Source organism: Duganella flavida, from assembly GCF_009857445.1.
GTDB classification, from domain to species: domain Bacteria; phylum Pseudomonadota; class Gammaproteobacteria; order Burkholderiales; family Burkholderiaceae_D; genus Rugamonas; species Rugamonas flavida.
Genome location: NZ_WWCN01000036.1, coordinates 1 through 9,743 on the forward strand (window position 1 = coordinate 1; position 9,743 = coordinate 9,743).

Annotated in this window: 10 protein-coding genes; 7 read left to right on the forward strand and 3 right to left on the reverse strand. The window is 65.4% G+C overall.

What is annotated here, in order from left to right:
* On the forward strand, positions 1–459 hold a 459-nt coding region (locus GTP46_RS28825), incomplete at its 5' end, for a ParA family partition ATPase (RefSeq protein WP_161010072.1).
* A gap of 13 nt (positions 460–472) precedes the next feature.
* Entirely contained in the window at positions 473–1,222 is a 750-nt protein-coding gene (locus tag GTP46_RS28830; protein ID WP_161010073.1) for a TorF family putative porin, read from the forward strand.
* A gap of 275 nt (positions 1,223–1,497) precedes the next feature.
* On the opposite strand, the gene GTP46_RS30025 is transcribed toward GTP46_RS28830, so the two are convergent.
* The 3 genes from GTP46_RS30025 to dapA all read right to left on the reverse strand — a co-directional run bounded on the left by GTP46_RS30025 (position 1,498) and on the right by dapA (position 3,631).
* Positions 1,498–1,881 (reverse strand): hypothetical protein, encoded by a 384-nt coding sequence (locus GTP46_RS30025; RefSeq protein WP_229259147.1) that lies wholly within the window; start codon positions 1,879–1,881, stop codon positions 1,498–1,500.
* A 227-nt stretch (positions 1,882–2,108) separates the two neighbouring features.
* Positions 2,109–2,678 (reverse strand): hypothetical protein, encoded by a 570-nt coding sequence (locus GTP46_RS28840; RefSeq protein WP_161010074.1) that lies wholly within the window; start codon positions 2,676–2,678, stop codon positions 2,109–2,111.
* Positions 2,675–3,631 (reverse strand): 4-hydroxy-tetrahydrodipicolinate synthase, encoded by a 957-nt coding sequence (gene dapA, locus GTP46_RS28845; protein ID WP_161010075.1) that lies wholly within the window; start codon positions 3,629–3,631, stop codon positions 2,675–2,677. Before dapA ends, GTP46_RS28840 begins: the two co-directional genes overlap by 4 nt.
* A 282-nt stretch (positions 3,632–3,913) precedes the next feature.
* Here dapA and GTP46_RS28850 point away from each other — a divergent pair, with 282 nt between their 5' ends.
* The 5 genes from GTP46_RS28850 to GTP46_RS28870 form a co-directional block, all read left to right on the forward strand.
* Positions 3,914–4,003 carry a potassium-transporting ATPase subunit F gene (locus GTP46_RS28850; RefSeq protein ID WP_161010076.1) on the forward strand — a complete coding sequence of 30 codons (90 nt, stop codon included), beginning with the start codon at positions 3,914–3,916 and terminating at the stop codon, positions 4,001–4,003.
* Between the two features lies 1 nt (position 4,004).
* Positions 4,005–5,810, forward strand: coding sequence for a potassium-transporting ATPase subunit KdpA (gene kdpA / locus GTP46_RS28855; protein ID WP_161010077.1), 1,806 nt, complete (start codon positions 4,005–4,007; stop codon positions 5,808–5,810).
* A 9-nt stretch (positions 5,811–5,819) separates the two neighbouring features.
* Entirely contained in the window at positions 5,820–7,940 is a 2,121-nt protein-coding gene (kdpB, locus tag GTP46_RS28860; protein ID WP_161010078.1) for a potassium-transporting ATPase subunit KdpB, read from the forward strand.
* A gap of 9 nt (positions 7,941–7,949) precedes the next feature.
* Positions 7,950–8,531 carry a potassium-transporting ATPase subunit KdpC gene (gene kdpC / locus GTP46_RS28865; protein ID WP_161010079.1) on the forward strand — a complete coding sequence of 194 codons (582 nt, stop codon included), beginning with the start codon at positions 7,950–7,952 and terminating at the stop codon, positions 8,529–8,531.
* 15 nt (positions 8,532–8,546) lie between these two features.
* Positions 8,547–9,743, forward strand: a 1,197-nt coding sequence (locus GTP46_RS28870; protein ID WP_503826660.1) for a KdpD family sensor histidine kinase, incomplete at its 3' end; no start/stop codon positions are given.

The following is a 9,743-nucleotide window of genomic DNA, read 5'->3' on the forward strand; positions in this document are numbered from 1 at the left end:
GCCGCCTCCTGCGCATGGTGCAGCGAGATGGCGGCGGCCGGCGTCACGCCGCGCGTGGCGGCGCGTGCCATCAGCGGCCGCGCGCTGCTGCCGGAGCTGGAATTGCTGCGTAGCCGCTACAACGACATCGTGATCGACACCGAGGGCCGCGACACCACCGCCAGCCGCGCCGCACTGATCGCCGCGCGGCTGGTGGTGGTGCCGGTGACGCCCCAGCAGGTCGATCTGGGCAGCCAGTACCAGCTGATTGCCCGCCTCAATGCTGCGCGCATGTTCAATCCGGGCTTGCGCGTGCTGTTTGTACTGGTCGGCGCGGACGACACGCCCAGCGACGAGGAGCGCGCCGCAGTGCGCGCCTACGTGGCGCGGGTGATGTCGGCCACGCTGGCCAGCACCATTATTCGCGGCGCTGCGCCGGCCGACATGGACGCGCTGTACCGCGAAGTTTTTAACCACTGACAGGAAGTAGAACATGAAGAAATTAGTACTTGCAGCAGCCGTTGTCGTTGCTTTTTCCGCCCATACCGCCCGCGCCGAGGATGCGCCGGCGCCGGCCGCCGTGCCGGACAACGCGCTCAGCTTCAACGCGGCAGTGGTCAGCGACTATCGCTATCGCGGCATCTCGCAAACGCGCTTGCAGCCGGCCTTGCAGGGTGGTGCGGATTACGTTAACAATCCGACCGGCCTGTATGTTGGCGCGTGGGCCTCGACCATCAAGTGGATCAAGGATGCAGGTGGCGATGGCAATGTGGAGCTGGACCTGTACGCCGGCAAGCGCGGGCAGGTTTCCGAGGCGGTGTCGTATGACGTTGGCGTGTTGACCTATGTGTACGCCGCCAACAGCCTGCCGGTCAGCGCCAACACCACCGAAATTTACGGCCAGCTGGGTTATGGCCCGGCCTACGTTAAGTACTCGCACGCGGTGACCAACCTGTTTGGCTTCGCTGATAGCAAGAACAGCGGCTACCTGGACCTCGGCGCCAACATCGAAGCCAGCGACGGCTGGACCGTCAACCTGCACGCCGGCCGCCAGCAAGTGAAGCACAACGATGCCGCTTCGTACACCGACTGGAAGCTGGGCGTGAGCAAGGACTTCGGCGTGGTGACCGGCGCGCTGGCCGTCATCGGCACCAACGCGCAGGAAGCCGCCTACACTTCCGCCGCCAACGGCAAATTCCTCGGCAAGACCGCACTGCAGCTGACCATCAGCAAAGTGTTCTAAGAGGCGGGGCGGCGCGCCGCAGCATGCTGCTTGTGTTGCTTGTGCCGCTTGCCGTGCTTGTGGCGTTTTCCGCCCCGGCTGCGCGTGCTGATTTTGCCCGGGGCGTCGGTGTCGTGCCGGCCAGACTGTTTGGCCGGGGCCGCCGGCGATAGGGGGATGGCGGGACTGGCGGGACTGGTGGGATTGGCGGCGGCAGCTTGCTGCGGTTCAGCGGCGCCGAACAGGCGCGCGATCAGTGCTTTTTGCTGCGCGCGGCAGGTATCAGCCAGTAGCCATTACTCGCTGCCCGGAAAACGCAGCCAGACGGCTTTCCAGGCGTTGCGGTTGCCACTGCCCTTCAGGTTGGCAAAGGCGGATGGCGACAGTGATTGTTCGCCGCAGCGGATATCGCTGCCCCGAACCACGGCAAAATACGGTGTGCGGCCAAAGCTGGCGCGCAGCCGGGTGCCTTCCGGCAGAAAGACTTGTTTCCATTGGTAGCCGGCGTCGGTCATGGCGTCCTGTTGGGCCGCCGCCGTGGGCTGCGGTTTCATGTAGGCGCGAATGGCGTCGCAAATGGGGGCTTCGATCTCTCCACCGCACCAGTGCAGCCCGGTGAAAGCACCAAATTCCTCCATCAGTTCATTCGGCAAGCGATAGGGAAAGCTGAGCATACCCATGATGGGGTCTCCGAAAAAGGGCGTTTTACTAAGCGCTACTAGTTCCGGCTAAGCGTTACTACAGCGCGCTATGGTTTACTAAAATATCTGTGGTGCATAGGTATTAGAGCGGCCATGCGCGCTGTTAGTTCCACTTATTTTTACGCTAGAGCGATGTATCAGTGATTAGTAGCTGATAGCACAGGCTAGGCAATTTTAGTAAAACGCCGAAAAAAAAGACCCCCACCCTATATCCTCCCGGCAGGGCGGAAGATTTCGCGGTAGAGGTGGCGCACTTCGGGGGCGCAGAGTTTGCGGTCCTGCTTGTGGGCTGGGAGCGCAAGTTCGCTATGGCGCGAGTGGTAGGTGGTGGCGCTGTCGCTGTCATCGAGCACCAGCGTGTCGGCCAGACGTGCATGCGGCAACTGGGCTACGAATACCAGCAGGCAGCCTGTCTGATGCGCCGTGAGTGGACGGCGGCCATGTGCCACCGTTACCAGCACGCGGCTGCCGGGATTGGTGCGCTGTGCCAAGCGCAGGCGGGCCAGCAGCATCGTGCAGGCCTCGGCTTGTTCCAGCGATTCTGGTTGCAGCAGCGCCAGGATCACGCCAGCCCGGGCCAGTGCGGCATCGGCTTTGGGCGCGCCTTGCGGCGAGGCGTTGACCACCAAATCATCGTACAGCTGCGCATCGTAGGCGCCGGGATTCGGCGCCACCAGCAGCACGCGCTTGCCGGCGGCCACGCGCAGCATGGCCAGATCCTCGGCCAGATCGGCGACGGCGCTGTCGCCGTCCATGCCAGTGAGGGCGACGATCATATGGCCGCCACGGCGTGAGCCAGCGAGTAGCGTGCCGACGCCGACGCAGCAGGCGCGAATGCCGTGCTGCGGTAGCGCGGCAGGGCTTCTAATGCTTCCAGCGCAGCTGCGAGCCGCTGTTTGCAGGCGGTGGTGGCAGGCACCATCGGCAGGCGCAGTTCATCGCGCAGCAAGCCTTGCATGGACAGCGCGGCTTTCAGCGGCGCCGGATTCGGTTCGGAAAACAGCAGCTGCATGATCGGCAGCAGCGCGGCTGCCAGCGTGCGCGCCTGGTCCAGCCGCTGCGCGCGTACCAGATCAAACAGCTGCACATACAAATCGGTGCGGATATGCGCCGATGCCGAAATCGCCCCATGGGCGCCGCCGCACAGTGCAGCGAACAGCAGCACATCATCGCCGCACAGCACCGACAAAGATGTCTGCTGCACCAGGGCCGTCAGCTGGTGCAAGCTGCCGCCGGCCTCCTTGATGGCGGCAAACTGCGGCCGCTGCGCCAGCCGGCGCGCCGTGGCCAGCTCCAGCTGCACGCCGGTACGCGCCGGCACGTTGTACAACACGATGGGGCGGCCGGTGGCATCGGCGATGGTCTCAAAGTGGCGCAGCAAGCCTTCCTGCGACGGCCGCACGTAGGCCGGCGTGGACACCAGATAGCCGGCCAGTTCAGCGTCATCAAACTCCAGCACCCGGCTGGCGGCGGCAAAAGTGTCGCTGCCGCCGATGCCCATCAGCACCGGGCAGCGCTTGCGCGCCACTTCCAGCACCGCTGCCAGCGCCGCGCTCTGCTCCGCCAAGTCCAGCTGCGGCGCTTCGCCGGTGGTGCCGCACACCACCAGTCCGTGCGCGCCGTCGTCGATCACGCGCTCGGCCAGCCGCTGCAGGCGCGATAAATCCAGTTCGCCGTGCAGCGTCGGCGTGGCCAGCGGCACCCAGATGCCGTGTAAACAAGTGTCCATGATGTTCATCGGTAGTTGCGATGGATCCAGCGTAGCGGCAGGCCCGTAAAAACGTTCTAAATAAGCACCCGCCGCCCGTAAACAAAACGTAAATTTTTACGCTTTGTTTACACCCCGCCGCCAAGTCTTTACACAGTTTTTAGACCGTTCTGGCTAACCTTCTTCCTATCAAAACAAGACCTGTGAGGGTGTGATGGACTTTGTATTTATCGGAGCAACGCTGCTCTTTTATATCGTGACGGTGGCGATGGCCGCTGGTTGCGACAAACTGGGAGGCCAGCCATGAACCCGTTCTATGTGATCGGTGCCATCGCGTCGGCCGGCCTGCTGGTATATCTGGTGATCGCCCTGTTGAAAGCGGAGGACCTGTAACATGACCACGCAATCTATCGTGCTGCTGATGGTCTTCCTGGCGGTGCTGCTGGCGCTGGCCTGGCCGCTCGGCATCGTACTGGCCCGCGTCGGCGACGGCAGCGCCGTTCCTGGCATGGGCTGGATGGGCAAGATCGAACACCTGATCTATCGCGCCGCCGGCGTCGATCCGAAACAAGGCCAAGGCTGGAAATCGTACGCCGCCGCGCTGCTGCTGTTTAGCGTGATCGGCGCGCTGGTCACTTACGGCCTGCAACGGGTGCAAGTCTGGCTGCCGCTGAATCCACAGGCGCTGGCCAACGTCAGCCCGGATTCGGCGTTCGACACCGCCGTCAGCTTCGTGGCCAACACCAACTGGCAGGGCTATAGCGGCGAGCAGACCATGAGCTACCTGACCCAGATGCTGGTGCTGGCGGCGCAAAACTTCTTCTCGGCCGCCACCGGCATCGCCGTGGCCTATGCACTGATCCGCGGCTTCGCTGCGCGCTCGGCCCAATCGATCGGCAACTTCTGGGTTGACGTCACGCGCGCCACGCTGTACCTGCTGCTGCCGCTGTCGCTGCTGTTTGCGGTGTTCCTGATGGGGCAGGGCGTGATCCAGAACTTCTCGGCCTACCAGGACGTGCAGCTGCTGGACACCGTCACCTACACTCAGCCGAAAGTCGGCGCCGACGGCCAGCCGCTGAAAGATGCGCAAGGCCAGCCCGTCACCGAAACGCTGAGCACCAGCACCCAAACCATCGCCATGGGCCCGGTGGCGTCGCAGGAAGCGATCAAGATGCTGGGTACCAACGGCGGTGGCTTCTTCAACGCCAACTCGGCGCACCCGTATGAAAATCCGACCGCGCTGACCAACTTTGCGCAGATGCTGGCGATCTTCCTCATCCCGGCCGGCCTGTGCTTCGCCTTTGGCCGCATGGTCGGCGACCAGCGCCAGGGCTGGGCGGTGCTGGGCGCGATGACGCTGCTGTTTGTGGCCTGCACCGTGTTCGTGCTGGGCGCCGAGCAGACCGCGCATCCGGGCCTGCAAGCGCTGAACGTCGACCAGACCGCCAGCGCGCTGCAAGCGGGCGGCAATATGGAAGGCAAGGAGACCCGCTTTGGCATTAGCGCCTCGGCCCTGTTCGCGGCCGTCACCACTGCCGCTTCGTGCGGCGCGGTCAACGCCATGCATGACTCCTTCATGCCAGTGGGCGGCATGATCCCGATGCTGCTGATCCAGTTCGGCGAAGTGATTTTCGGCGGCGTCGGCTCCGGCCTGTACGGCATGCTGATCTTCGCCATCATGGCGGTGTTCATCGCCGGCCTGATGATAGGCCGCACGCCGGAATACCTGGGCAAGAAAATCCAGGCCTATGAAATGAAGATGACCGCGATCGCCATCCTGGTGACGCCTACGCTGGTGCTGGCCGGCACCGCGATTGCCGTGATGTGCGAAGCCGGCACGGCAGGCATCGCCAATCCGGGCGCGCACGGCTTCTCGGAAATCCTGTACGCCTTCAGCTCGGCCGCCAACAACAATGGCAGCGCGTTTGCCGGCCTGTCCGCCAACACGCCGTTCTACAACAGCATGCTGGCGATTGCCATGTGGTTTGGCCGCTTCGCCATGATCGTGCCGATCCTCGCCATCGCCGGTTCGCTGGCTGGCAAGCAGCGCCTGGCCGCCAACGCCGGCACCATGCCGACCCACGGCGGCATGTTCATCGGCCTGCTGTGCGGCGTGGTGGCGCTGGTTGGCGTGCTCAATTACGTGCCGGCGCTGGCGCTAGGCCCGGTCGTGGAACACCTGCAGCTGTTTGCCAAATAAGGAGTCATCATGTCACAAGCTAGTACATTGTTTACCAATCCGCCGGCCCGCAAGCTGCGCATGTTCGACTCCCAGCTGGTGCTGCCGGCCATTGCCGACGCCTTCCGCAAGCTGCACCCGCGCACCCAGTTGCGCAGCCCGGTGATGTTCGTGGTCTATGTCGGCAGCATCATCACCACCTTGCTGGCGGCGCAGGCGCTGGTCGGCAAGGGCGAAGCGCCGTTCGGCTTCATCGCCGCCACTGCCGTCTGGCTGTGGTTCACGGTGCTGTTTGCCAACTTCGCCGAAGCGCTGGCCGAGGGCCGCAGCAAGGCGCAGGCGGCCTCGCTGCGCAGCCTGAAGCAAAGTATCACCGCCAAGAAGCTGGCCACGCCCAAGCATGGCACCACCTGGTTGCCGGCGCCGGCGCTGGACCTGCGCAAGGGCCATTACATCCTGGTCGAAGCGGGCGATGTGATCCCGATCGACGGCGACGTCATCGAAGGCGTGGCCTCGGTCGACGAAAGCGCCATCACCGGCGAATCGGCGCCGGTGATCCGCGAATCGGGCGGTGATTTTTCCTCCGTCACCGGTGGCACCCGGGTGCTGTCGGACTGGCTGGTGGTACGGGTGTCGGCCAATCCGGGCGAGACCTTCCTCGACCGCATGATCTCGATGGTGGAAGGCGCCAAGCGCCAGAAGACGCCGAATGAAATCGCCCTGACCATTTTGCTGGTGGCACTAACCATCGTGTTCCTGGTGGTGACGGTCACGCTGCTGCCGTTCTCGCTGTTCTCGGTGGCGGCCGCCGGCGCCGCAGGGGTGGTCAGTAAGCCGGTCACCATCACGGTGCTGATTGCGCTGCTGGTGTGCTTGATCCCGACCACCATCGGCGGCCTGCTGTCGGCCATCGGCGTGGCCGGCATGAGCCGCATGATGCAAGCCAATGTGATCGCCACCTCGGGCCGCGCGGTGGAAGCAGCGGGCGACGTTGACGTGCTGCTGCTGGATAAAACCGGCACCATCACGCTGGGCAACCGCCAGGCCTCGGCTTTCGTGCCGGCGCCGGGCGTCTCCGAGCAGCAGCTGGCTGACGTGGCGCAACTGGCCTCGCTGGCCGACGAGACGCCGGAAGGGCGCAGCATCGTGGTGCTGGCCAAGCAGAAATTCAACATCCGCGAGCGCGACATGACGGCGCTGAACGCCAGTTTCGTGCCGTTCACGGCGCAGACGCGCATGAGCGGCGTGGACATCGCCGGCCCCAGCGGGGTCCGGCTGATCCGCAAAGGCGCGGCCGACACCGTGCGCAAATACGTCGAGTCGCTGGGCCAGCCGTATCCAGCCGAGATCGCGCACAGCGTGGATGACATCGCGCGCCGCGGCAGCACGCCGCTGGTGGTGGTCGATGGCGGCCGGGTGATGGGCGTGGTCGAGCTGAAGGACATCGTCAAGGGCGGCATCAAGGAACGCTTCGCCGAACTGCGCCGGATGGGCATCAAGACCGTGATGATCACTGGCGACAACAAGCTGACCGCTGCCGCGATTGCTGCCGAAGCGGGGGTGGACGACTTCCTGGCCGAAGCCACGCCGGAAGACAAGCTGAAACTGATCCGCAGCTACCAGTCCGAAGGCCGCCTGGTGGCGATGACTGGCGACGGCACCAACGACGCCCCGGCGCTGGCCCAGGCCGACGTTGCGGTGGCGATGAACTCGGGCACGCAGGCGGCCAAGGAAGCCGGCAATATGGTCGACCTGGATTCGAATCCGACCAAGCTGCTGGAGATCGTCGAAATCGGCAAGCAGATGCTGATGACGCGCGGCTCGCTGACCACCTTCTCGATTTCCAACGACATTGCCAAATACTTCGCCATCATCCCGGCAGCATTTGTCGGTACCTTCCCGCAACTGAAGGCGCTGGACATCATGCACCTGGCCAGTCCGGCGTCGGCCATCATGTCGGCGGTGATTTTCAATGCCCTGATCATCGTGGTACTGATCCCGCTGGCGCTGAAGGGCGTGCAGTACCGTGCGATTGGCGCGGTGGCGCTGCTGCGCCGCAACCTGCTGCTGTACGGCGTGGGCGGCATCATCCTGCCGTTCATCGGCATCAAGGCCATCGACCTGCTGCTGGCCGCATTCAACCTGGTATAAGGAGTCATCATGATCAAGCAACTTCGTCCCGCCGTTACCGTGTTTGCCGTGCTGACGCTGGTCTGCGGCGTGCTGTACCCGCTGGCCGTCACTGGTATCGGCGCGGCCGCCTTCCCGGCGCAAGCGGCCGGCAGCCTGGTGACCGTGAATGGCAAGGTGGTCGGCTCGGCGCTGATCGGCCAGGCCTTCACCTCGCCGCAGTATTTCTGGGGCCGGCCATCGGCCACCGCGCCGATGCCGAACAACGCGGCCGGTTCCGGCGGCTCCAACCTGGGCCCGAACAATCCGGCCCTGCTGGACGCCGTCAAAGGCCGCATCGAGGCCTTGCGCGCGGCCGATCCGGGCAATACCGCCGCGATTCCGGTCGATCTGGTGACGGCGTCGGCCAGCGGCCTCGACCCTGAAATCAGCGTGGCGGCAGCGCGCTACCAGGCCGGCCGCATCGCGAGCGCGCGCAAGATCAGCCGCGAGCAGGTGCTGGCGCTGGTGGAACGCGAAACGCGGCCGCAGTGGCTGGGCTTCTTCGGCGAAGCGCGGGTCAACGTGCTGGCGCTGAATCTGGCGTTGGAGCGCGCACAAGCGCACGGCTAGAGGTAAAATCCGCGCATGGCTATTCCTTCCGACCCCGTCCGCCGGGATCCCGTACGACCTGACCCCGATGCGCTGCTGGCGCAGGTGCAGGCGCAGGAACGCAAGGCCGCGCGCGGCAAACTGCGGATCTACTTCGGCGCCTCGGCCGGCGTTGGCAAGACCTACGCCATGCTGGCTGCCGCCCGCAAGCTGCACGACAGCGGCCAGCCGGTGCTGGTGGGCGTGGTGGAAACCCACGGCCGCGCCGACACCGCCGCCATGCTGGCCGGCTTGCCAGTGCTGGCGCCGCGCGCGGTGGCGTATCGCGGCAAGCAGCTGGCCGAGTTTGACCTCGACGGCGCGCTGGCGCTGCAACCGCCCTTGATCCTGATGGACGAACTGGCGCACTCCAACGCGCCCGGCTCGCGCCATCCCAAGCGCTGGCAGGACGTCGAGGAGCTGCTGGAGGCCGGCATCGACGTGCTCAGCACCGTCAACGTCCAGCATCTGGAAAGCCTGAACGACGTGGTGGGCGGCATCACCGGCATCCGCGTGGCCGAGACCGTGCCCGACACCGTGTTCGACCAGGCCGACGAAGTGGTGCTGGTCGACTTGCCGGCCGACGAACTGCTGGCGCGCCTGCAGGGCGGCAAGGTGTACCAGGCGGCGCAGGCCGAGCGCGCCTCCAAAAATTTCTTCCGCAAAGGGAATCTGATCGCGCTGCGCGAACTGGCGCTGCGGCGCACCGCCGACCGCATTGAAGACGACGTGCGCGCCTACCGGGTCGAAAAGTCGATTGCCGACATCTGGAAAACCGGGGCGGCGCTGCTGGCCTGCGTCGGCCCGCGCGCCGACGGCGAGCACACGGTGCGCAGCACGGCGCGCCTGGCCAGCCAGCTGGGCACCGGCTGGCACGCGGTGTACGTCGAGACGCCGGCCCTGCAGCGGCTGCCGGCGGCGCAGCGCGAGCAGATTTTGCGCACCCTGAAACTGGCCGAGGAACTGGGCGCGACCACCGCCGTGCTGGCCGGGCAGGACATCGCCGCCACCGCGCTGGACTATGCGCGCAGCCATAACCTGTCCAAGCTGGTGCTGGGCCGCGCGCACCGCAGTAGGTGGCCGCAGCCGTGGCGCGCGCCGCACATCAAGCGGCTGGCGCAGTACGCGCCGGACCTCGACCTGATCGAAATTGGCGTGCCGCGCAATGCGCCCGCCGCCGCCCGCAGCAGTGCG

Coding starts and splice junctions, on each gene's coding strand:
- GTP46_RS28850 (WP_161010076.1), top strand. CDS start 3,914: ATGAACCCGTTCTATGTGATCGGTGCCATCGCGTCGGCCGGCCTGCTG.
- GTP46_RS30025 (WP_229259147.1), bottom strand. CDS start 1,881: ATGGGTATGCTCAGCTTTCCCTATCGCTTGCCGAATGAACTGATGGAG.
- dapA (WP_161010075.1), bottom strand. CDS start 3,631: ATGGACACTTGTTTACACGGCATCTGGGTGCCGCTGGCCACGCCGACG.
- kdpC (WP_161010079.1), top strand. CDS start 7,950: ATGATCAAGCAACTTCGTCCCGCCGTTACCGTGTTTGCCGTGCTGACG.
- kdpA (WP_161010077.1), top strand. CDS start 4,005: ATGACCACGCAATCTATCGTGCTGCTGATGGTCTTCCTGGCGGTGCTG.
- kdpB (WP_161010078.1), top strand. CDS start 5,820: ATGTCACAAGCTAGTACATTGTTTACCAATCCGCCGGCCCGCAAGCTG.
- GTP46_RS28830 (WP_161010073.1), top strand. CDS start 473: ATGAAGAAATTAGTACTTGCAGCAGCCGTTGTCGTTGCTTTTTCCGCC.
- GTP46_RS28840 (WP_161010074.1), bottom strand. CDS start 2,678: ATGATCGTCGCCCTCACTGGCATGGACGGCGACAGCGCCGTCGCCGAT.